This window comes from Saccharomonospora cyanea NA-134 (assembly GCF_000244975.1).
GTDB lineage: Bacteria > Actinomycetota > Actinomycetes > Mycobacteriales > Pseudonocardiaceae > Saccharomonospora > Saccharomonospora cyanea.
The window spans coordinates 4,422,296-4,444,588 of the sequence record NZ_CM001440.1; the positions used below are offsets into that span (position 1 = coordinate 4,422,296).

Sequence of the window (22,293 nt, forward strand, 5' to 3'; positions counted from 1 at the left end):
CGAAACACGCCTCTAACGCCCGCTCGGCCCCAGCGCGGCAGTGATCACGACGTCGACGGCTACCGGGAGGTGGTCGGAGGCGTCGGTGTCGATCACCCGCGCCGAGCGGGCGTGGACCTCGTCGCTCGCGAGGACGTAGTCGATGCGGGCGTGCGGGGTGAGCACGTCGTAGGTGTGCCCGTCCCCGTCGCCCGCCACCGGCCAGGTGTCGTACAACCGCGTAGTGAGCCGCTCGATCTCCGGCGTTCCGGGTTCGGCGTTCAGATCTCCCACCAATACGACCGGCCGGTCGACGTCGGCGAGGATCTCGTTGACGGCGTCGGCCTGAGCCAGCCGTTCCACCTGCGAGTCGTGCTGCAGGTGCGTGGAGTAGAAGTGCAGCGGCACGCCCCGCACCCGCACCACCGCTTCCAGCAGACCCCGCTGCTCTCCACCCTCGGGGCGAGGCAGGGCGACGTTGCGGCTGTCCACGATCGGGAAGCGCGACAGGATCGCCGTGCCGTACTGCCGCCGGGGCGCCCCGGCCTCCGGCGGGTCCTCGTCGAGGTTCGCGCCGAACACCACGTGCATGTCGAGGCGTTCGGCCAACCAGCGAGCCTGGTCGACGAACTCACTCCGCTCGCCCCAGTGCCGGTCCACCTCCTGCAGCCCGACCACGTCCAACTCGTTGCCCGCGACGACGTCGGCGACGTGAGCGAGGTCGAGCCGGTCGTCCGGCCCCGCGCCGTGGTGGATGTTGAACGTCGCCACGGTCACCTGCCGTGTCTGCATCCGGCCTTCCGCATGAGCGGGTGTGGCCGCCACCAGCGTCCCCACCATCGCCATCACCGAAAGCAGCCGCCCGGCACGCCTCACTCGGATTCCTCCATACGGATCGGTCCTCCTACGACCTTCCTACCCGGCGGAGGTCACAGGCCGCCGACCCCACGGTGAACACCACCGGACGGTCAGGTCCAGTCCAGCATCGGCACCCGCCACAACGGTTCCGGGACCGCGAAGGCGTCCACCAGCGTGCGCGCGTGGGGCCGCAACTCCCCGCACAGCCGGTTCACCCCGGCCACCACGGCCTTCGCCCGCCCACTGGTGAGCCTGCCGTGTTCCAGGAACCACGCGCGGTCGGCCTCGATGGTGGACAGCACGTGCAGGTCGCACACCTTGTTCAACAGCTCCCGCGCCCGGTCGTCCTCACAGCGGTCGATGGCCGCGACGAAGGAGTCCAGCACCAGACGCTCGACGTGCGCCCGCGCCGCCCGCAGCACGTGGTCGCCTGCGGAGTTGAACACCTCGAACGCGTTGTCGCGCGTCGCCGCCCGCAGTCGCCGGGCCAGACCGTCGAGGACGTGCGACTCGCGGTCGGTGAACAACTTGCACTGCCACGCGCGGTCGAACACGGCGGCGTCGTCGTCCCTGGCCGGTGAGGCGTCGACGAGCCGCTCGACGACCCTCCTCGCCGCCGTGCGTTCGATCACGGCGCCGACGAACTGCTCGGCCACGAACCGCGCTGTCGCGAGTGGACTCAAGTCCTCGAACTGGAGGCGGTAGTTGGTGAGCAGTCCCTTCGCCACGAGTTGCAGCAACACCGTGTTGTCGCCCTCGAACGTGGTGAACACGTCGGTGTCGGCCTTGAGCGACGGCAACACGTTCTCGGCCATGTAAGCCGCTCCGCCGCAGGCCTCCCGAGCGGCCTGGATCGCGCGCGTGGCGTGCCAGGTGGCGAGCGCCTTCATCCCCGCGGCGAGTGACTCCAGCTCCCGCTGACGGACGTCGTCGACCTCCGCGACGTCCTCGGGGACGCCCCCGCCCTGGAGGTCGTGCAACTCCCCGACGAGGTCCTCCTGCGCGAAGTGCAGCGCGTACGTCGTGGCGAGCGCGGGCAGCAGCCGACGCTGGTGGGTCAGGTAGTCGAGCACGGGAATCTCGGCCCCGGCCGGGTTCTGGAACTGTCTGCGCCGGTCGCCGTAGTGCACGGCGATGGTAAGCGCGCGTTTCGTGGCGCTGGCCGCGCTGCCCGCGATACTGATCCGGCCACGCACCAGCGTGCCCAGCATGGTGAAGAAACGCTTGCCGTCGCTGTCGATGCGACTGGTGTAGGTGCCGTCCTCGGCGACGTCGCCGTAGCGGTTGAGCAGTGCCGTGCGGGGCACGCGCACGTGGTCGAACGTGAGCCTGCCGTTGTCGACCCCGTTCAGCCCGGCCTTCACACCGGAGTCCTCGACGGTGACCCCGGGCAGCACCGCGCCGTGCTCGTCGCGGATCGGCACGAGCAGCGCGTGCACGCCCCGGCTTTCGCCACCGGTGACGAGCTGGGCGAACACCACCGCGACCCGGCCGTCGCGCGCCGCGTTGCCGATGTAGGTCTTCGACGCCGCCTCGTCGGGGGTGTGCACCACGAACTCGGCGGTGTCCTTCTCGTAGGTGGCCGTGGTGCGCAGGTGCTGCACGTCCGAGCCGTGCCCGACCTCCGTCATCGCGAAACAACCGAGCAACGCGCCGGACATGATGTCCGGGAGGTACCGCTCGTGGTGGTACCGGGTGCCGAGGAGGTGGACCGCGCCACCGAACAGCCCCCACTGGACGCCGGCCTTGACCATCAGGGAGAGGTCACCGAAACCGAGCATCTCGAACGACACCACGGCGGCGCCGATGTCCCCGTGGCCCCCGTACTCGCGGGGGAAGCCGAGTCGCGGGCCTCCGGTCTCGGCGAGGGCCTGCAACTGCCGGGCTACCCGCTCGCGATGCGCGGCGACGTCCAGCCCCGCCGTGTCGAGGGCCCCTCGGGCCGCCTGCGCGGCAAGGTGTTCCCTGACGTCGCGGCGTACCGCCGCCCACCGCCCGTCGAGCAACCGGGTCAACACTTCGGTCAGCGACTCCATGTGCCCAGCCTGCCCCAGAAACGGTGCCGCCGCAGTCCTGAAGATCGTCACCTGGGACACCGTGTCCGCAGCCTGTGCACGCGTGTCCGCAGTTCCCGCACAGCGGTGCGTACAAGGAGTGCGGACACGCGTTCCTAACCTGCGGACACGGCTTCAGAGGGACCTGGCTAGGGCTTCGGGCGTGGTCACCGGGCGGTCGCAGACGTAGCCCCGGCAGACGTACGCCGCCGGGGCGCCGTCCGCGAGCGGGCGGTCGGCCAGCAGCGGCACACCGTCGGCCTCGGGGCTGCCACCGAGCACCACGCCCCCGCCGTGCACCCTTCTGGCGGCCTCCACCACCAGCTCGGCGCGGTCCGCCGCGTCGGTACCCACGACGGCGACCTGCACCGGGCCGGACAGCAACGCCTCCGCCACCGACAACCAGTGCCCCGCGAACCGGGGTACCTGTGCCACGAGCGCGCCGGCTCGGCTCAGTGCCTCCTCGCACGCCGCCCGGTACGTTCCCGCGCGCTCGGGACCCGCCAGCGCGGACGCCGGGAGCAGCGCACCCGCCAACGCCGACGCCCCGGACGGACTCGCGTTGTCGGTGGGATCACTCGGCCGGTGCACGAGCGCCTCGGCGTCGGCCGCGGTGTCGTGGAAAGCACCCGGCGCGCCCTCGACCCCGAAACGCCGCAACGCCGTGTCGAGCAGGGTGGTCGCCTCCACGAGCCACACCGACTCGCCGGTGGCCTGGTGCAGCGCCAGCAGCCCGTCGGCGAGGCAGCCGTAGTCCTCCAGCACTCCGGCCGCGGTACCCACGACTCCGTCGCGCGAGGTGCGCCGCAGTCCGCCCGCGGTGTCGCCGCCGGCGTGCACGTCGAGGACGAACGCTCCGGCGGCGACCGCGGCTTCGACCCACTCCGGACGTTGCAGGGCGACGCCCGCCTCCGCCAGTGCGGTGATGGCGAGGCCGTTCCACGCGGCGATCACCTTGTCGTCGCGGGCCGGCTGTGGCCGTGCGTTGCGGGCCTGCAGCAGTGCGGACGTCACACGCATCCACCGGGAGGCGTCGTCGGGGTCACGGCGTAGTTGGAGCGTGGAGGCCCCGTGTTCGAAGGTGCCTTCCTCGGTGACACCGAACGTCTCCGCGGCCCACGCGCCGTCGTCGGGGCCGAGCACCTCCACGAGCTGCTGCGGCGTCCACACGTAGGTCAGGCCCTCGACGCCTTCGGTGTCGGCGTCGAGCGACGCGGCGAACGCGCCCTGCGGCGTCCGCAGGTCGCGCAGCAGGAACTCCGCCGTCTCCCCCGCGACGCGGTGGGCGAGCGGGGAGTCGGTGCGCCGCGCGAGGTGGGCGTAGAAACGCAACAGCAGCGCGTTGTCGTACAGCATCTTCTCGAAGTGCGGCACGACCCACCCCGAGTCCACGGAGTACCGCGCGAACCCGCCGGCGAGCTGGTCGTAGATCCCTCCGCGTGCCATGCCTTCGGCCGTCATATCCACAATGGACAGCGCTTCCACCGAACCCGTGCGCTCGTAGTGACGCAGCAGGAACTCCAGCACCATCGACGGGGGGAACTTGGGCGCGCCACCGAACCCGCCGTGGCCGGGGTCGGTCTCGGTCCGCAACTTCGACACGGCCGACGCGACGGTGTCGCCGGTGACCGGGTGCGGGCTCAGCGGCCCGGTCTGCTCGGCGATGTGGTCGACGATGCGCCCGGCGCCCTCGACGAGCTCGTCACGACGTTCCCGCCACGCCTGGTCGACCGCCGTCAGCAGCTGCTTGAACGCCGGAATCCCGTGTGCGGGCACGGGCGGGTAGTAGGTGCCGCAGTGGAACGGTTCGGCGTCCGGGGTGAGGAAGCAGGTCATGGGCCACCCGCCCTGGCCCGTCATGGCCTGGGTGGCGGTCATGTACACGGCGTCGATGTCCGGACGTTCCTCCCGGTCGACCTTGATGTTGACGAAGTGCTCGTTCATGAACGCGGCGACGTCGTCGTCGGCGAACGACTCGTGTGCCATCACGTGACACCAGTGGCAGGCGGCGTATCCGATCGACAGCAGGATCGGCACGTCCCGGCGCCGCGCCTCGGCGAGCGCTTCGGGTCCCCACGGCCACCAGTCCACGGGATTGTCGGCGTGTTGCAGCAGGTAGGGCGAGGTGGCGGTGGCGAGGCGGTTCATGACCCCAGCGTGTCACACGTCCGGGCGGTTCACAGCGAAGTGACGTCAGGTCCGGCACGGCGGGCGGCGTTCTCGACAAGCACGGCGACGCCGTCGAGGATGCGTTCGAGACCGAACTCGAACGCCAGCTCGGGGGCGTCGGGGCCGTAGTGCTCCTCGCCCATCTCGCTCCCCACCTTCGCGGCCACCGGGTAACGCTCGTCGTCGAACAGCTTCGTGAACAGCGGCGCGTACTCGCTCCACCACTGGGGGTTGTCCTTGCCGGTGTCCTGCCTGACCCTGCGCATCTCGACGGCGGCTCGCACTGCACCGTGGACGTAGTTCGACACGAGGGTGATCACTTGGTCCATCTCGACGGATGTCAGCCCGAGGTCGGCGACGGCGTGCAGGTCGGCGTCGTACTTGGCGATGACGTTCGGTCCCAGCACCGGTCGTACCGTGGACACCTGGAGCAGCCACGGGTGCCGTAGGTACAGCTCCCACGTCCGGCGGGCCACGGCCTCCAGCCTTGCCCGCCAGCCGGAGGCGCTCGACTCGGGCGGGCTCAGCTCGGCGTGGACGCGGTCGACCATGAGGTCGACGAGCTCGGCCTTGCCCGGCACGTACCCGTAGAGGGACATGGCCGTGAGGCCGAGCGCCGAGGCGACTCCCCGCATGGTCACGGCGTCGATTCCTTCGGCGTCGGCCAGCTCGATCGCGGTGGCGACGATGTCGTCGACGGTGAACCGGGGTTTGGGCCCGCGCCGGGGCTTGTCCACCACCCCCCACAGCAGTTCCATGCTGCGCTTCGGGTCTCCGCTGCCCACGTACACGCTGCTCACCTCACTCACGTTACCTCCGGCTTGAAATCTCCATACGCCGTATAGTACTTTCTAATCCATACAACGTAGAGAGTTTAGGAGGATGCATGAGCGCCGTTCTGGCCGTGGAGGCCATCGGACTGCGTAAGCGCTACGGCACGACCAACGCGCTGGACGGCCTGGATCTCGTCGTGCCGCCCGGCACCGTCCACGGCGTCCTCGGCCCCAACGGCGCGGGCAAGACCACCACCGTGCGCGTGCTCAGCACGCTCGTGCGCGCCGATTCGGGCACAGCCCGCGTCGCGGGTTTCGACGTGAGCACGCAGGCGGAGCACGTGCGGCGCAGCATCGGCCTGGTCGGGCAGAACGCCGCCGTGGACGAGACCCTCACGGGACGTCAGAACCTGGTGATGTTCGGAAGGCTCTACCACCTGACCCCCGCGCAGGCGGCGCGCCGGGCCGACGAACTCCTGGCCGCCTTCCGGCTCACGGAGGCGGGCGGCAAGCCGGTGAAGCAGTACTCCGGAGGGATGCGCCGCCGGCTCGACCTCGCGGCCGGGCTGCTCACGGCGCCGTCCGTGCTGTTCCTCGACGAACCCACCACGGGACTCGACCCGCGCGCCCGCACGGAGATGTGGGAGGCGGTGCGTGAACTGGCCGCCTCGGGAACCACGGTCATCCTCACCACCCAGTACCTGGAGGAGGCCGATCAGCTCGCCGACGCCGTCTCGGTGGTGGACGGCGGCAGGGTGATCGCCCAGGGCACGCCGGACGAGCTGAAGGGGCTCGTCGGTGGCGACCGGCTCGACGTCACGGTGCGCCGGACCTCCGACCTCACCGCGGCGGCGGAACTGCTGCGGCGGGTCTCCGACGCCGACGTCCACACGGATGCCGAGAGGGCCCGTCTCAGCGCGCCCGTCGCCGACCGCGTCGGCACGCTCTCGGACTTCCTCCGCGCGGTCGAGAAGGACGGCCTCGCGATCGAGGACGTCACCGTCCGCCGCCCCACGCTCGACGAGGTGTTCCTGCAGCTCACCGGTATCGAACGGACCGCGAAGGAGACAGTGGCATGACTGGCATGACTGGCATGACTGGCATGACCGTTCCCACGATCTCGACCACCTCGGCGCCCCGTCCCGCCGAGGTGCCCACGACCACGGGCTCGCGGCTGCGATGGGCGGTCGCGGACGCGTGGACCGTGACCCGCCGCGATCTCGCCCACTGGGCCAACCAGCCCGGGATGCTGGTGGCCAACCTGCTGTTCTCCGTGATGGTGCTGCTGATGTTCGGCTTCCTGTTCGGAGGCGCGATGGCGGTCCCGGGCGACTACTGGGAGTTCCTCGTCCCCGGCGTGTTCGCGCTGACCATGGTGTTCGGCATCGAGTCCACGTTCACCGCCGTGAGCACCGACCTCGCGCGCGGCGTCACCGACCGGTTCCGTTCACTGCCGATGGCCGCTTCGGCGGTGGTGGTCGGCCGCGCGAGCGCGGACCTGCTGAACAGCGCCGTCACCCTTGCCGTGCTGGTGGCCACAGGCCTCGCCGTGGGCTGGCAGCCCCACGGCGGACTCGCGCCGACGCTCGCCGCGTTCGGTCTGTTGCTGCTGCTGCGTCTGGCCATGCTGTGGGTGGGCATCTACCTCGGTCTCGTCGCCCGTGGCCCGGAGTCGGTGATGGCACTCCAGATCCTGGTGTGGCCGGTCGGTTTCCTGTCCAACGCCTTCGTCTCACCGGCCACGATGCCGAACTGGCTCGGCCCCATCGCCGAGTGGAACCCGCTGTCGGCCACGGTCGCCGCCGTCCGCGAGCTGCTCGGAAACCCGGGCTGGGCGAGCGACTCGTGGGTCGCGGCGCACCCCATGCTGCCCGCCGTGCTGTGGCCGGTGCTGCTGATCGCCGTCTTCTTCCCGCTGTCCGTTCGCCGCTACCGGCGGTTGAGCCGCTAGGAGCTCCAGGTGGAAAGCACCCACATCGTCATCACCGGCGCGCGAGAGAACAACCTCGCCGACATCACCGTCCGCGTGCCGAAGCACAAGATCACCGCGTTCACCGGCGTGTCCGGTTCGGGGAAGTCGTCGCTCGTGTTCGGCACGATCGCGGCGGAGTCGGGCCGGCAGTTGAACGAGACGTTCTCCGCCTTCGCCCGTACCTTCCTGCCGAGCTACTCACGGCCGGACGTCGACAGCATCGAGAACCTGCCAGCCGCGATCATCGTGGACCAGAAGCGCCTCGGCGGCAACGCCCGTTCCACCGTCGGAACCGTCACCGACATCGCACCTCTGCTGCGGCTGGTGTTCTCCCGGGCGGGCACGCCGTACGTCGGGTACTCGAACGCCTTCTCGTTCAACGACCCCGCCGGGATGTGCCCGGAGTGTCACGGCCTCGGCAACATCACGAAGCCGGACCTCGACGCCCTGCTGGACACGTCGAGATCACTGGCCGACGGAGCGATCCGGCACCCGCAGTTCAAGGTCGGCGGCTGGATGTGGAAGCTGTACGCCCACTCCGGGCTGCTGGACCCGGACAAACCCCTGGCCGACTACGACGCCGCGGAGTGGGAGACGTTCCTGCACGGCCCGTCGGAGGAGACGAAGATCGCGCTCGACTGGAACGGCAGCACGGTGAGGTCGACGTTCGAGGGGTTCGTCGACAAGGTCACCCGCCTCTACATCAACAAGGACGACGGCGAGGGGGACGGCGCGTCCGCCCGCAGGCAGGAACTGCTGCGCCGGTTCACCACCACAGCGGAGTGTCCCGGGTGCGGGGGCGCTCGGCTGCGCCCCGAGGTCCTCGCGTGCCGGGTGAACGGTCACTCGATCGCCGAGCTGTCCGCGATGGAGATCACCGCCCTGGTCGACGTCGTCGCCGGCATCACCGAGCCGGTCGTGGCACCGGTCGTCGCGAATCTGGTCGAGCGGCTCCGCAACCTGGTGGACATCGGTCTCGGTTACCTCTCCCTCGACCGGCGCACCGCCACGCTGTCCGGTGGCGAGTCGCAGCGGATCAAGACGGTCAAGCACCTGAGCAGCGCGCTGATCGACATGCTGTACGTCTTCGACGAGCCGAGCGTCGGCCTGCACCCACGCGACGTGCACCGGCTCACCGAACTGCTGGTGAGGCTGCGGGACCGGGGCAACACCGTACTGGTGGTGGAGCACGACCCGGACGTGGTCGCCGTGGCCGACCACGTGATCGACATGGGGCCCGACGCGGGCACGGGCGGAGGACACGTCGTCTACAGCGGCGACGTCGCGGGCCTGGCCCGTGCGGAGACGCTCACCGGCCGGTACTTCTCACGCGGTATCCGGCTGAAGGAGACGGTCCGCACCGCGACGGGTGCGCTGCCCGTCGTCGACGCGGACGCGCACAACCTCACCGGGATCATCGTGGACGTGCCCGCGGGAGTACTCACGGTCGTCACCGGGGTCGCCGGGTCGGGCAAGAGCACGCTCGTACACGAGGGATTCCTTCCCCAGCATCCCGAGGCCGTGGTGATCGACCAGTCCGCGCCGGGCACGTCGAGGCGGTCCAACCTCGCCACCTACACCGGTCTGCTCGACGTCGTCCGCGGCCTCTTCGCCCGCGAGTGCGGAGTGAAGGCGTCACTGTTCAGCTTCAACTCCGACGGCGCCTGCCCGGACTGCCAGGGCGCCGGGGTGATCTACACCGACCTCGCGTTCCTGGAGGGGCTCAAGTCGGTCTGCGAGACGTGCGAGGGACGGCGCTTCTCCGACCCGGTGCTGACCCACCGGCTCCGGGACCGCTCCATCAGCGACGTGCTGGCCATGACGGCCGCCGAAGCCGCGGAGTTCTTCACCGAACGCAAGCCGAAAGCGATCCTGTCGTCGGTGCTCGACGTGGGCCTCGGGTACCTGACGCTGGGACAACCCCTGGGCACGTTGAGCGGCGGTGAGTGCCAGCGGGTGAAGCTCGCCACGGAGCTGCACAAACAGGGAGCGATCTACGTTCTCGACGAACCGACCACCGGCCTGCACCCCCGCGATGTCGAGGTGGTGCTCTCGGTCCTCGACCGCCTGGTGGACGGCGGCAACACCGTGCTCGTGGTCGAACACAACCTCGACGTCATCGGACGCGCCGACTGGGTGATCGACCTCGGCCCGGAAGGCGGTCACGAGGGCGGACGGGTGGTCTTCCAGGGCACGCCGCGCGAACTGCTCGACGCGCGCGGCTCCCATACGGCGGAGTACCTCCGCAGGGCGGTCCGACCCGCCGTCTCCAACGGGTAACCGCGGCGCTCAGTCGCCGCCCCCGCCGCCGGAGTCACCGCCGCCGGAACCGGTGTCGGCTCCGGCGGTGTCCCCGCTGCCACCGTCGTGGTGGTGAGTGCTGCCACCGCCGCCGGAGTCACCGCGCCCGGAGGTGCCGTCAAAACTCGCGGGCACCCGCTTGAGGTGCTTGGTCATCGAGCGGACGAGGAACGCGACCGCCACGAAGAACACCAGCAGAAGCAGCAGGCCGACGGGCGAGGACTTGCCGAAGTCCTCGCCCTGACCGCCGCCGTCCCCGCCGTTGCCGCCGGGCGGCTGCTGGGAGAGCCAGACCCCGGCGTTCATGGCGGGTACGGCCGCGAAGGCCGGCAGTGTCATGTCGTCACCCTCTCTCGGACCCCCGCGAACAGATCGTCCTCGGGCAGGGTCGTGTCGACGAGCGAGCGCACCAGCTCGTACTCCTCGGTGGGCCACACCTCACGCTGCACGTCGAGCGGCACCGCGAACCACCGGCTGTTGGGGTCGATCTGCGTGGCGTGCGCCCGCAGCGCGTCGTCCCGCACCTCGAAGTAGTCGGCGCACGGCACGCGCGTGGTGACGCGCTCCATGACGTCGGGCCGGTCGGGGTCCCAGTTCTTCAGCCACTCCTCGTAGGGCGAGGACAGCCCCCTGGAGGTGAGCGCCTCGTGGAACGCCTCGAACTTCGCCCGCGAGAATCCGTGGCCGTAGTACAGCTTCAGCGGCTGCCACGGTTCGCCCGCGTCCGGGTACTGCTCGGGGTCGGCCACGGCGTCGTAGGCCGCCATCGAGACCTCGTGGCAACGGATGTGGTCCGGGTGCGGGTAACCGCCGTTCTCGTCGTAGGTGGTGACGACGTGCGGGCGGAACTCACGCATGACCCGAACGAGCTTCGCGACCGGTTCCTCCAGCGGCACGTTGGCGAAGCAGTCCTCCGGCAGCGGCGGCGGCGGGTCGCCCTCCGGCAGACCGGAGTCGATGAAGCCGAGCCAGCGGTGCTGCACCCCGAGGATCTTGGCCGCCCTGGCCATCTCCTCCCTGCGCAGCATCGTCATGTTCTCGTGGACCTCGGGCCGGTCCATCGCCGGATTCAGCACGCTGCCCGCTTCACCACCGGTGCACGTCACGACCATGACCTCGTGCCCTTCGGCGACGTAGCGGGCCATCGTGGCGGCGCCCTTGCTCGACTCGTCGTCCGGATGGGCGTGCACCGCCATCAGCCGCAACCCCGCGTCCACCCTGTCCGCCCTCTCTCCATCGGTTCGCGCCATGTTCGGCTCGGTTCCTTTCCGATCCCACGTCATGTGCGGACCCCCCGGCCCACGTCCGTATCGCTCTCACGGATACTCAACACGCGAGGTGGGTGTTTTCATTCTCCCCGCCGCAACGACAAGACCGTTCGGGAGGCCCTCCCTTGAGCAGTTCGGAGCCCGGCCAGGAGTCGGCGCGCGCTCTGGAGGACCGCTACGGATCCGCCCGTACCCGTCGGCCGCGCCGCCGCCTGCGTGGCAGGAAGGCCTGGTTCGCCGGGCTCGCCACCGTCGTGGTTCTCGGCCTCGGTAGCTATGTCGCTTATTCGCAGTGGTTCGCCACACCCATCGACGGTCAACGTGTGGCGTTCGAGGAACGGCCGGGCAACGCCATGGAGATCACGGTGGACGTGAACCGTGACGATCCGTCGCGTCCGGCCGTGTGCATCGTCAGGGTCCGTGAGATCAACGGAGCCGAGTCGGGAAGGAAGGAGCTCTACGTTCCGCCGGGCGTGCATCGCCTGAACACCGTCGTGCGGAGCATCGGACGGCCCGTCACTGCGGACGTGTACGGGTGCTCTTATGATGTTCCCGAATACTTGTCAACCCCCGAGCGGCCAACGGAGTGAAATAGGCGCCGGAACGCCCGGCGACCGAGAACGTAGCGGCCTTCGGGGGCGGTTTCGTGCTATCCTCTACTTGTCGGCACGGTCCCGCGGGGCCGTGTCTTTCCTTTATCTACCAGCCACGACGGCGTGGCGGCCGGCTTGTATACCCAGGCTCGGCAGGCCCCTAGGAGGAGATGGTGACCGTGAGCGACAGCAAGGTGACCTGGCTGACCCAGGATGCCTACGACAGGCTCAAGAGCGAACTCGACGAGCTGATCGAGAATCGTCCGGTCATCGCCGCGAAGATCAACGCCAGTCGGGAAGAAGGCGACCTCAAGGAGAACGGTGGCTACCACGCCGCCCGTGAGGAGCAGGGTCAGCAGGAAGCCCGCATCCGGCACCTGCAGGAGCTGCTGCGCTCGGCCAAGGTCGGTGAGGCACCGAAGGACGACGGCATCGCCGAGCCCGGCATGGTGCTGACCGTGCGCTACGACGGCGATGACGACGAGGAGACGTTCCTGCTCGCCACCCGCGAGGAAGGCGGAAGCGGGCCGATCGAGGTGTACTCGCCCGACTCGCCGCTCGGCAGGGCCCTGCTCGGAGCGAAGGAGGGCGAGGCACGGGAGTACCCGCTGCCCAACGGCAAGACCCAGAAGGTGACGCTCGTGAAAGCGGTCCCCTACAGCGCCTGAGCCGGGGTCGACCCCGAGCGTGTGTGGACGGCCGGTGTAGCCGCGTGGGTGGCGCACCGGCCGTTGGTTTGTCCGCCGACCTTCAACCCTGACGGTCGGCTATGCGTTCGAGCAACGGCCGCACGCGCGGCGGCACCGGCGTGGACAGCGCGATGGACGTCGCCGTCCTCCGCACACCGGGCACTCCGACGACCTCGTCGATGACCCGCTGTAGATCGTCGTTGGACTTCGCGACCACCCGCACAAACAGGTCGCCCTGTCCCGTCGTGGCATGCACCTCGCACACCTCGTCGATGGCGGCGAGCGCGGAGGCGACCTCGGCGCGGCGCCCCTGTGCGATCTCCAGCACGGCGAACGCGGTGAGGCCGTAACCCATCTCGGCGAGGTCGAGTTCGGGTGGGAAACCCCTGAGCACGCCGGAGGCGGTGAGCCGGTCGAGCCGCGCCTGCACCGTGCCCCGAGCCACTCCGAGTCTGCGCGCGCATTCGAGCACGCCGAGGCGGGGCGCGTCGGCGAGCAACAGCAGCAACCGAGCGTCCAGCGAGTCCAGTGTCATGCGTCCTCCTGCGCAATCTGCGCCAATCTGATCACCCGAATGCCGATTCGGCTGGGCAGATTGTCCATCGTTTCGCATGACTGTTGCCCAGTCTGCGCGCTGCGGAGCATTCTTCGTCACATGGCGAACCCAGCACTCGACGACATCGACTACAACCAGCTCCGTCAGCTCGTCGGCCTGGTCGACCACGACCTGGCCAGCGACCCGTTCCCTGTCAAGGCGATGGATGCCGTCGTGTTCACGGTCGGCAACGCCACGCAGACCGCACACTTCTACCAGACGGCGTTCGGGATGGACCTCGTCGCCTACTCCGGCCCGGAGACCGGCAACTACGAGTACAAGTCGTTCGTCCTGAAGTCGGGCTCGGCGCGTTTCGTGATCAACGGCGGGGTGAAGCCCACCTCCCCCCTGCTCGACCACCACCGCAAGCACGGCGACGGGGTCACCGACCTCGCCCTCGAAGTCGCCGACGTCGACAAGTGCGTCGAGCACGCCCGCGCGAACGGCGCGACCGTGCTGGAGGAACCGCACGACGTCTCCGACGAACACGGCACCGTGCGGATCGCCGCCATCGCCGCCTACGGCGACACGCGGCACAGCCTCGTCGACCGCTCTCGCTACTCCGGGCCCTACCTGCCTGGCTACGAGGCCCGTGAGCGTTCCGCGCCGAAGCCCGAAGGCGCACCGAAGCGGCTCTTCCAGGCCGTCGACCACTGCGTCGGCAACGTCGAGCTCGGCAGGATGGACGAGTGGGTGGCCTTCTACCACCGTGTGATGGGCTTCGTGAACATGGCCGAATTCGTGGGCGACGACATCGCCACCGAGTACTCGGCGTTGATGAGCAAGGTGGTGGCCAACGGCAACCACCGGGTGAAGTTCCCGCTCAACGAACCGGCCGTCGCCAAGAAGAAGTCGCAGATCGACGAGTTCCTGGAGTTCTACGACGGCCCCGGCTGCCAGCACATCGCGTTGGCCACCAACGACATCATCGGCACCGTCAAAGCCATGAGGGCCGCGGGTGTGGAGTTCCTCGACACGCCGGACTCCTACTACGACGACCCGGAACTGCGGGCCCGCATCGGTGAGGTCCGGGTACCGATCGAGACGCTGAAGGAGCACCGCATCCTCGTCGACCGCGACGAGGACGGCTACCTGCTCCAGATCTTCACCAAGCCGATCGGCGACCGCCCGACCGTGTTCTACGAGCTGATCGAGCGGCACGGCTCGCTCGGCTTCGGCAAGGGCAACTTCAAGGCGCTGTTCGAGGCCATCGAACGCGAACAGGCCCGTCGCGGCAACCTGTGACACCGCCCCGTGGGGTCGCCCGCTCCGGGCGGCCCCACGGCACGTCCGCCGTCAGACCAGCACGCGGTAACCCGCACGCTGGAGCTGGGCGGCGACGTCGGCGCAGTGCTCGGGGCCGCGGGTCTCCAGCTTCAACGCGATCTCCACCTCGCCCATCGCCAGCCGACCCGAGATGCGCGAGTGCACGACGTCGAGCACGTTCGCGCCCAGCTCGCCGACCCTCGACAACAGGCCCGCGAGCGACCCGGGCCGGTCGGGAACCCGCAACCGCAGACTGAGGTAGCGGCCGGCGGCCGTCATGCCGTGCTGGATGATCTGCAACAGCAGCAGCGGGTCGACGTTTCCACCCGAGAGCACCGCGACGACCGGCGGCTCGAAGACTTCGGGATGCTCCAGCAACGCGGCGACCGCCGCCGCGCCGGCAGGCTCGACCACGAGCTTGCGGCGTTCCAGGCACAGCAGAACGGCACGCGACAGCGACTCCTCGCTCACCGTCACGACGTCGTCCACGAGTGCGCGAACGTGTTCGAACGTGATGGGGCCGGGCGCACCGACCGCGATGCCGTCGGCCATGGTCTGCGTGGTTTCGAGCCGCATGGGGTTGCCCGCGGACAGCGAGAGCGGGAAGGCGGCCGCGCCCTCGGCCTGCACGCCGACGACCCGGACGTCCGGCTTCACCGCCTTCACCGCACTGGCCACACCGCCGACCAACCCGCCGCCGCCGGTGGCGACCAGGACCGTGGCGACGTCGGGCACCTGTTCCAGAATCTCCAACCCGACCGTGCCCTGCCCCGCGATGATGTCGGGATGGTCGAACGGGTGGATGAACACCGCGCCCGTGCGTTCGGCGAAGGCCGTCGCCTCGGCCAACGCCTCCTCCAGCGACTCGCCGTGCAGGTGGACGTCGGCGCCGTACCCACGGGTGGCGGCCAGCTTCGGCAGCGGAGCCCGCTCCGGCATGTACACGGTCGCCTTCGTGCCGAGCAGGGCGGCGGCGAGCGCCACTCCCTGGGCGTGGTTGCCCGCACTGGCGGCCACGACCCCCCTGGAGCGCTCCTCGTCGCTCAACCCGTGAATTCGGGTGTACGCGCCTCTGATCTTGAACGAGCCGGTGCGCTGCAGGTTCTCGCACTTGAGGTACACCGGCCCGCCCTGCGGGGGTTCGAGGTCACGCGCATGCTCCATCGGCGTCTTCCGCACGACGGATTCCAGCAGCCGCCTCGCCTCGCGGATTGTGTCCACGCTGACAAGTCCCATGACCGCAGATGATGTCACTGCACCCAGCGTCACGACGAGGTTACCTGCTCGCTCAGATCACGATTGGGTAAGCTTGTGGCACACCGGACGTCACCGGAGCCTTCAGAGTGGGAGAGACACGTATGGGAAGGGTGCGCACGTCGGACGGTTCACGTTCCGCGGGTGTGATGTCGCTTCTCGCTGGCGTTGTCTCGGCCCTGGCCCTCACCGGAGCCGCCGTCTACACCGTCACGGAGGCGCGGTGCGACCCCGGCCACTACGTCACCGACGGCAGGCAGGCGACCCTCGTCGGAAGCTGTGTCTCGGGCGCGGAGCTGAGAGAGGCGGGCATCGGCCACGACCGCGACCGGTCGGGCGCCGACGACACCTCCCCCAGCAACCTCCGCCCCTGAGCGCTACCGAGTTCTACGGCGTTCTGCGGTGTTCTACGGCGCTTTACGAAGCGTCCAGCGCGTACCTGAGGTCGGCCAGCAGGTCGTGCGCGTCCTCGATGCCCACGGACAACCGCACCAGCTCCGCGGGGACCTGAAGCAGCGACCCGGCGACACTGGCGTGTGTCATGCGGCCCGGGTGCTCGATCAGCGACTCCACACCGCCGAGCGATTCGGCGAGGATGAACAACTTCGTCCTGGCAGCCACGTTGAGCGCCGCCTGCTCGCCGTCGACGTGCGTGAACGACACCATCCCGCCGAACCGGCGCATCTGCTTGGCCGCCAGTGAGTGACCGGGGTGTTCGGCAAGGCCCGGGTAGTACACGCGCTCGACCTTGGGGTGGACCGCCAGCGCCTCGGCGATGAGTTCGGCGTTGCCGCAGTGCCGCTCCATGCGCACGGCCAGCGTCTTCAAGCCCCGCAGCGTCAGCCACGCGTCGAAGGCACCCGGCACGGCACCCGCCGAGTTACGCAGGAAGAACAGCCGCTCCCGCAGCTCGTCGGAGTCGGTGATCACCGCTCCGCCCACGACGTCGGAGTGGCCGCCGAGGTACTTGGTGGTGGAGTGGACGACGATGTCCGCTCCGAGCTCCAGCGGCGTCTGGAGGTACGGCGTGGCGAACGTGTTGTCGACGACGAGCTTCGCCCCGCCGACGTGGGCCAACTCCGCGAGCGCCGCGATGTCGGCGATGCCGAGCAGCGGGTTGGTGGGCGACTCGCACCAGACGAGTTTCGTCTCGGGGCGCAGGGCCTCCCTGACCTCGTCGAGGTCGGACAGGGACGCGACGCTGTAGTTCACGCCCCACTCGGTGAGGACCTTGTCGATCAGCCGGAAGGTGCCGCCGTAGACGTCGTTGCCCAGCACGAGGTGGTCGCCGGGCCGGAGCGTGGTACGCAGCACCGCGTCGCTGGCGGCCATGCCCGAGGCGAACGCGAGTGCGTGCCTGCCGCCTTCCAGCGCGGCGAGGGCCTCCTCGAGCGCGGTACGCGTCGGGTTGGCGGTCCGGGAGTACTCGTAGTCTCCCTCGCGCGTGCCACCGACACCGTCCTGCGCATAGGTGGAGGTCTGGTAGATCGGCACGATCACCGCACCCGTGCGGGGGTCGGGTTCCTGCCCTGCGTGGATGGCGCGTGTCTCGAATCCGTAGCGCGGTTCTGCAACCATGCCCACAGCCTACGGGCGGCCCCCTGGACACGCCGCCGAGACCCGAAAGGGCCGTGGGCGAGAAACCCACGGCCCTTTCAGGAGATCTGGCTCAGCAGCTCACCACTGCTGCGGCGGCTGACCCGGCTGACCGAAGCCACCCGGCTGGCCGGGCTGACCGAAGCCACCGGGCTGGCCGAAACCACCGGGCTGGCCGGGCTGGCCCGGCTGACCAGGCTGCGGGAAACCACCACTCGACGGGAACTGGCCTCCGGGCTGGCCGAAACCACCGGGCTGACCCGGCTGGCCGGGCTGACCGAAAGCACCGGGCTGACCGAAACCACCCGGCTGACCGGGCTGACCGAAACCACCCGGCTGACCGGGCTGACCGAAACCACCCGGCTGACCGGGCGGCGGGAAGCCGCCACCACCACCGCCGGGACCACCGATGCCCAGGAACGGCGCGGTCGCCGGCAGCAGCGCGAGCACACCGGCGACGGTGATGAGGAGACCGAAGATCATCGTGAAGATGACCCGCGTGACCTGGCCCTCGACCTCGATCATCAGCAGGATCGAGAAGAGCAGGGTGAAGAAGCCACCGCCCAGCATGAACGGCGCGACGAGCTTGCGCAGGCCGCCCTTCAGCTTGCCCAACAGAGCGAGCAACACACCACTGGCGGTGGCGAGGACACCGCCCACGAGCACCATGATGACGTAGAACCAGATGTAGCCGGGCGCCCCCTCCGCGGAATCCGCGTACTGCTCCACGCTCTCCCGGCACATGTCCTCGGGCGCACCCGCCGCCACGCACTGCTCGACGGCCTCGTCGATCTCACTGCTGCCCGGACCGCTGAGGTCCGACATCAGCGTGATCGCCAGGATCGCGGTGACGATGGCGAGCACCGCCACGACGCCACCGGCGACCAGCGACTTCAGCTTGTTTCCGCCACCGCCTGCACCGCCACCGAACGCGGGCTGGGGCGGACCACCGAATCCGCCCCCGGGAGGAGCGCCGAAACCGCCCTGCGGCGGGCCGAACTGACCTGGCTGACCAGCGAAACCCTGCTGGGGCTGCGGTCCGGACTGCGGACCGAGCTGACCCGGTGCTCCGAAGCCACCGGACGGAGGCTGCTGCCCGAACCCGCCCTGCGGGTTCACCGCAGCGGGGTTGTCCGCCGCGCTGGGAGGCGGGGCGTACGGGATCGCGGGTTGCGGCTGCGACCCCGGCGCCACCAGCTGTGTCGACTCGGCGTTGTCGCCCTGCTGCCCCGCAGAAGCCGGGTTGGGCGGCTGGACGACCTGGGTGGGCTCGGGGTTGTCCCCGAACGGCTGCTGCTCACCCTGCGACTGCTGGGGCTGCTGCGGCTGCACCACCTGGGTCGGCTCGGACGTGCCGAAAGGGCTGTTCTGCTGAGGCTGGGGACCGCTGGACGGCCCCTGGGGTTGTTGCTCGCCACCCCAGGGCTGGTTCGGTGGCTGCGGAGCACTCATTGGGTCGTGAACCCCCTTGACGAGGACCTTGGTGATTTCGCTCGCGCACACGCTATCGGATCGTGATCCCCCCAGCGTGTAACGCCCCTGGCGGTTCGCTCGATGATCTTATCCAGCCTCACGCGTGGCCGGAGAGGAACGCCAGCAGGTCGTGGCGGGTCACGACACCGGCCGGCTTGCCGTCCTCCAGGACGAGCGCGCCGCTGGCGGCACCGAGGGCCTTCATCGCGGCACCGATCTGCTCACCCGCACCGATGGTGGGCAGAGGAGGCGACATGTGCTGTTCGAGCCGGTCGGCCAGAGCCGCCTTACCTGTGAAGAGCGCCTCCAGCAGGTCGCGTTCGTTGACAGCACCGACCACCTCGGCCGCCATCACGGGCGGCTCCGCGCTGACGACCGGCATCTGGCTGACGCCGAACTCCCGCAGGATGGCGACCGCCTCCGCCACCGTCTCGTTCGGGTGCGTGTGCACGAGGTCGGGCAGCGTGCCGTCCTTGCGACGCAGCACGTCACTCACCGTCGCGTCCTGCGACTCGGGCGAGAGGAACCCGTACGACGACATCCACGTGTCGTTGAAGACCTTGCCGAGGTAGCCGCGGCCGCCGTCGGGCAGCAGCACCACGATCACGTCGTCCGGGCCGCACCGCTTCGCGAGTTCGAGCGCGGCGGCGACGGCCATGCCGCACGACCCACCGACGAGCAGGCCCTCTTCCCGGGCGAGCCTACGGGTGACGGTGAACGAGTCGGCGTCGGACACCGGGATGATCTCGTCGGCGACGCCGCAGTCGTAGGTGTCCGGCCAGAAGTCCTCGCCGACGCCTTCCACCAGGTACGGCCTGCCGGTACCACCCGAGTACACCGATCCCTCCGGGTCCGCGCCGACGACCTTGACGCGGCCTTCGGACACCTCCTTGAGGTAACGGCCGGTGCCCGAGATGGTGCCCCCCGTGCCCACACCCGCCACGAAGTGCGTCACCTTGCCCTCGGTCTGCTTCCAGATCTCCGGGCCGGTGGAGTGGTAGTGACTCTCCGGATTGTGCGGGTTGGCGTACTGGTTGGGCTTCCAGGCGCCCTCGATCTCACGGGTGAGCCGGTCGGAGACGCTGTAGTAGGACTCGGGGTGCTCCGGCGGCACGGCGGTGGGGCACACCACCACTTCGGCGCCGTACGCCTTGAGCACGTTGCGCTTGTCCTCGCTGACCTTGTCGGGACACACGAACACGCACCGGTATCCCTTGCGTTGCGCGACCATGGCCAGCCCCACCCCGGTGTTTCCGGAGGTCGGTTCCACGATCGTGCCGCCCGGCCTGAGCTCGCCCGACGCCTCCGCGGCCTCGATCATGCGCTGGGCGATCCTGTCCTTGACGCTCCCGCCGGGGTTGAGGTACTCGACCTTGGCGAGCACGAGCGGTTCCACGTCCTGGGTGAGGGCGTTCAGCTTGACCAGGGGTGTGTTGCCCACAAGGTCGGTGACGTGTTCGGCGTAATCCATGTGACCAGGGTATGCGGCCCGTCGAGCGGGGAGGGACACCTACCTTCGTCGGGTCCGCCCGGCCAGCATTGTCCGAAAAGGACTCATGTGGTTAGCTCTGGCGCGACATCGTTCGCGTGATCAACCGAGGAGCCCACGTGAGATCCCTCCGAAAGGCCGGGCTGTGCACGCTCGCCACGGCGACGCTGCTGGGAGCGGTGGCACTTCCCGCCTCCGCTGCAGGCCCCGGCCGGGTCGACTTCACCCTGACCGTGCTGTTCACGAGCGACATGGAGTCCGCGTTGCTCGGGGTGCCGGGCGGTGGCGACACGGACGAGGGGCCGATCGTCGACGGCGGTGAGCGCCCGTACGGCAGCCCGTCGCGCGTGGCGACCCTGGTGGACGAGCTGCGGGCGGAGGCGACCCGCGGCAGGCCCGCGCCGGGGCACGCCGGGCACCGCGGTGCGATCACCGTGTCGGGCGGGGACAACTTCCTCGCCGGGCCCGAGTACTCGGCGAGCACGCGGGAGGGCGCCCCGTTCTACGACGCGCTCGCGCTGGAGCACATCGGCTACGACCTCAGCGCGCTCGGCAACCACGACTTCGACTTCGGACCGGACGTGCTCGGCCGGTTCCTCGACACGGCGGGCGACGAGGTGCCGTTCGTCAGCGCGAACCTGGACGTCTCGGGCGAACCCGAACTGGCCGCGCACGCCGCCGACGGCACGCTCGCCAGTAGCCGTGTCCTGCGGACGGCGGGTGAGCGGATCGGCGTCATCGGCCTGACCACGCCCGAGCTTCCCGCGATCTCCAGCCCTCGCAACGTCGACGTGCGCCCGGAGCTGGCCGAGATCACGAACGCGCTCGCAGACGACCTCGCCCGGCGCGGTGTCGACAAGGTGGTGCTGGTCAGCCATCTTCAGGACATCGACAACGAACTCGCGCTGGTGCCGCGGCTGCGCGGGGTGGACGCCGTGGTGGGCGCGGGCGGCGGCGAGATCCTCGCCGACCCCGGTGACCGGCTGGTCCCGGGCGACGTGGCCGAGCGGGGCTTCCCGCTGCACGCCTCCGACGCCGACGGCCGGTCGGTGCCCGTGGTCACGGTCGCCGGGGACTACAAGTACGTGGGCAGGCTCGTGCTGAACTTCGACCGGCACGGCACCGTCGTGAGCGTGGACGACGAGCGGACCCAGCCGGTGCGGGTGTCCGGGGTCGGTCCCGACGCGGTCCACGGTGACCCGGTGGTGCGCGCCCAGGTGGAGAAGCCGGTGTCCGAGCACGTGGCCTCGCTCGCCGAGGAGGTCGTGGCCACCAGTGACGTGCCGTTGAACGGGGTGCGGGGCGACGTCCGCAGCGGCGAGACGAACCTCGGCGACCTGGTTGCCGACAGCCTGTTGTGGGCGGGCCGCGAGAACGCGGCGGAGTACGGCGTGACCCCGCCCCGGGTGGCGATCCAGAACGGCGGAGGCATCCGCAACGACTCGGTGCTGCCCGCGGGCGAGTTGACCGCGCTGCACACCTACGAGGTGGCGCCGTTCGCCAACTTCGTGGCCGTGGTCCCGGAGGTCCCGAGGGACGTGCTGCGGCAGCTCCTGGAACGCGGGGTCGCCGCCGCGCCGGAAGCGTCGGGCGCGTTCATGCAGGTGGCGGGGCTGTCGTTCACGTACGATCCGGCCAGGCAGGCACAGGAGGTCCGCGAGGGCACCAACGAGATCGTGACGCCCGGCGAACGCGTGCGCGACGTGGTCCTGGACGACGGCACGGTGCTGGTGTCGGACGGCACCGTCGTGGACGGGCCGCCGGTGTCGGTCGCGACCAACGACTTCTCCGCACGCGGCGGCGACGGGTACCCGTTCGCCGACCTGCCGTTCACGAGCGTGGGCATGACCTACCAGCAGGCGGTACAGCGCTATCTCACCGAGGGGTTGGGCGGTGCGGTGACCTCGGCCGACTACCCGGAGGGCGGTGAAGGGCGCATCACCGCCCGGTGAGTACGGTGCCGG

19 protein-coding genes are annotated in these 22,293 nt (G+C 69.9%); 8 read left to right on the forward strand and 11 right to left on the reverse strand.

What is annotated here, in order from left to right; all coding sequences use genetic code 11:
* Positions 1-12: 12 nt before the first annotated feature.
* The 4 genes from SACCYDRAFT_RS20620 to SACCYDRAFT_RS20635 form a co-directional block, all read right to left on the reverse strand.
* A complete protein-coding gene (locus SACCYDRAFT_RS20620; protein WP_005459112.1) occupies positions 13-855 on the reverse strand; it encodes an endonuclease/exonuclease/phosphatase family protein in 843 nt (280 codons plus the stop codon).
* Between the two features lie 92 nt (positions 856-947).
* Positions 948-2,873 carry an acyl-CoA dehydrogenase family protein gene (locus SACCYDRAFT_RS20625; protein WP_005459114.1) on the reverse strand — a complete coding sequence of 642 codons (1,926 nt, stop codon included), beginning with the start codon at positions 2,871-2,873 and terminating at the stop codon, positions 948-950.
* 153 nt (positions 2,874-3,026) lie between these two features.
* Complete coding sequence (locus SACCYDRAFT_RS20630; RefSeq protein WP_005459115.1) at positions 3,027-5,039, reverse strand: thioredoxin domain-containing protein; 2,013 nt, start codon at positions 5,037-5,039, stop codon at positions 3,027-3,029.
* Between the two features lie 29 nt (positions 5,040-5,068).
* The gene (locus SACCYDRAFT_RS20635; protein ID WP_043537444.1) at positions 5,069-5,851 is read right to left on the reverse strand and encodes a TetR/AcrR family transcriptional regulator; all 783 of its coding nucleotides are present in this window, start codon (positions 5,849-5,851) and stop codon (positions 5,069-5,071) included.
* A gap of 95 nt (positions 5,852-5,946) precedes the next feature.
* On the opposite strand from SACCYDRAFT_RS20635, the gene SACCYDRAFT_RS20640 reads away from it, so the two are divergent.
* Genes SACCYDRAFT_RS20640 through SACCYDRAFT_RS20650 form a run of 3 tightly spaced genes read left to right on the forward strand, consistent with a single transcriptional unit; the run spans position 5,947 to position 10,085 of the window.
* Positions 5,947-6,912, forward strand: a complete 966-nt coding sequence (locus SACCYDRAFT_RS20640; RefSeq protein WP_005459119.1) for a daunorubicin resistance protein DrrA family ABC transporter ATP-binding protein — start codon at positions 5,947-5,949, stop codon at positions 6,910-6,912.
* Complete coding sequence (locus tag SACCYDRAFT_RS20645) at positions 6,909-7,784, forward strand: ABC transporter permease (RefSeq protein ID WP_005459121.1); 876 nt, start codon at positions 6,909-6,911, stop codon at positions 7,782-7,784. The genes SACCYDRAFT_RS20640 and SACCYDRAFT_RS20645 overlap by 4 nt, the downstream gene beginning before the upstream one ends.
* A 9-nt stretch (positions 7,785-7,793) precedes the next feature.
* A complete protein-coding gene (locus tag SACCYDRAFT_RS20650) occupies positions 7,794-10,085 on the forward strand; it encodes an ATP-binding cassette domain-containing protein (protein ID WP_005459123.1) in 2,292 nt (763 codons plus the stop codon).
* Positions 10,086-10,094: 9 nt separating this feature from the next.
* Here the strand turns inward: SACCYDRAFT_RS20650 and SACCYDRAFT_RS20655 are convergent, their stop codons facing one another.
* Together SACCYDRAFT_RS20655 and mca are read right to left on the reverse strand one after the other, a co-directional pair.
* Positions 10,095-10,445: a hypothetical protein gene (locus tag SACCYDRAFT_RS20655; RefSeq protein ID WP_005459125.1), complete on the reverse strand. Its 351-nt coding sequence runs from the start codon at positions 10,443-10,445 to the stop codon at positions 10,095-10,097.
* Positions 10,442-11,356, reverse strand: coding sequence for a mycothiol conjugate amidase Mca (mca, locus tag SACCYDRAFT_RS20660; RefSeq protein WP_043536750.1), 915 nt, complete (start codon positions 11,354-11,356; stop codon positions 10,442-10,444). Before mca ends, SACCYDRAFT_RS20655 begins: the two co-directional genes overlap by 4 nt.
* 143 nt (positions 11,357-11,499) lie before the next feature.
* Between mca and SACCYDRAFT_RS20665 the strand changes: the two genes are divergently transcribed.
* Both SACCYDRAFT_RS20665 and greA read left to right on the forward strand, forming a co-directional pair.
* Entirely contained in the window at positions 11,500-11,964 is a 465-nt protein-coding gene (locus SACCYDRAFT_RS20665) for a DUF4307 domain-containing protein (protein ID WP_005459135.1), read from the forward strand.
* A 176-nt stretch (positions 11,965-12,140) separates the two neighbouring features.
* The gene (gene greA, locus SACCYDRAFT_RS20670; RefSeq protein WP_005459137.1) at positions 12,141-12,635 is read left to right on the forward strand and encodes a transcription elongation factor GreA; all 495 of its coding nucleotides are present in this window, start codon (positions 12,141-12,143) and stop codon (positions 12,633-12,635) included.
* An 82-nt stretch (positions 12,636-12,717) separates the two neighbouring features.
* Here greA and SACCYDRAFT_RS20675 read toward each other — a convergent pair whose 3' ends face one another.
* A complete protein-coding gene (locus SACCYDRAFT_RS20675; RefSeq protein ID WP_005459138.1) occupies positions 12,718-13,191 on the reverse strand; it encodes an Lrp/AsnC family transcriptional regulator in 474 nt (157 codons plus the stop codon).
* A gap of 120 nt (positions 13,192-13,311) precedes the next feature.
* On the opposite strand from SACCYDRAFT_RS20675, the gene hppD reads away from it, so the two are divergent.
* Positions 13,312-14,496: a 4-hydroxyphenylpyruvate dioxygenase gene (hppD, locus tag SACCYDRAFT_RS20680; protein ID WP_005459139.1), complete on the forward strand. Its 1,185-nt coding sequence runs from the start codon at positions 13,312-13,314 to the stop codon at positions 14,494-14,496.
* Positions 14,497-14,547: 51 nt separating this feature from the next.
* Here hppD and ilvA read toward each other — a convergent pair whose 3' ends face one another.
* Complete coding sequence (gene ilvA / locus SACCYDRAFT_RS20685) at positions 14,548-15,753, reverse strand: threonine ammonia-lyase (protein ID WP_005459140.1); 1,206 nt, start codon at positions 15,751-15,753, stop codon at positions 14,548-14,550.
* Positions 15,754-15,875: 122 nt separating this feature from the next.
* On the opposite strand from ilvA, the gene SACCYDRAFT_RS20690 reads away from it, so the two are divergent.
* On the forward strand, positions 15,876-16,145 hold the full coding sequence (locus SACCYDRAFT_RS20690; protein WP_005459141.1) for a hypothetical protein: 270 nt from the start codon (positions 15,876-15,878) through the stop codon (positions 16,143-16,145).
* Between the two features lie 43 nt (positions 16,146-16,188).
* On the opposite strand, the gene SACCYDRAFT_RS20695 is transcribed toward SACCYDRAFT_RS20690, so the two are convergent.
* The 3 genes from SACCYDRAFT_RS20695 to SACCYDRAFT_RS20705 all read right to left on the reverse strand — a co-directional run bounded on the left by SACCYDRAFT_RS20695 (position 16,189) and on the right by SACCYDRAFT_RS20705 (position 20,311).
* The gene (locus SACCYDRAFT_RS20695) at positions 16,189-17,349 is read right to left on the reverse strand and encodes a cystathionine gamma-synthase (RefSeq protein ID WP_005459142.1); all 1,161 of its coding nucleotides are present in this window, start codon (positions 17,347-17,349) and stop codon (positions 16,189-16,191) included.
* 99 nt (positions 17,350-17,448) lie between these two features.
* On the reverse strand, positions 17,449-18,819 hold the full coding sequence (locus SACCYDRAFT_RS20700; RefSeq protein ID WP_043536751.1) for a hypothetical protein: 1,371 nt from the start codon (positions 18,817-18,819) through the stop codon (positions 17,449-17,451).
* A 118-nt stretch (positions 18,820-18,937) separates the two neighbouring features.
* Positions 18,938-20,311 carry a cystathionine beta-synthase gene (locus SACCYDRAFT_RS20705; protein ID WP_005459144.1) on the reverse strand — a complete coding sequence of 458 codons (1,374 nt, stop codon included), beginning with the start codon at positions 20,309-20,311 and terminating at the stop codon, positions 18,938-18,940.
* 137 nt (positions 20,312-20,448) lie between these two features.
* Between SACCYDRAFT_RS20705 and SACCYDRAFT_RS20710 the strand changes: the two genes are divergently transcribed.
* Positions 20,449-22,281 (forward strand): bifunctional metallophosphatase/5'-nucleotidase, encoded by a 1,833-nt coding sequence (locus SACCYDRAFT_RS20710; RefSeq protein ID WP_005459146.1) that lies wholly within the window; start codon positions 20,449-20,451, stop codon positions 22,279-22,281.
* Positions 22,282-22,293: the final 12 nt, after the last annotated feature.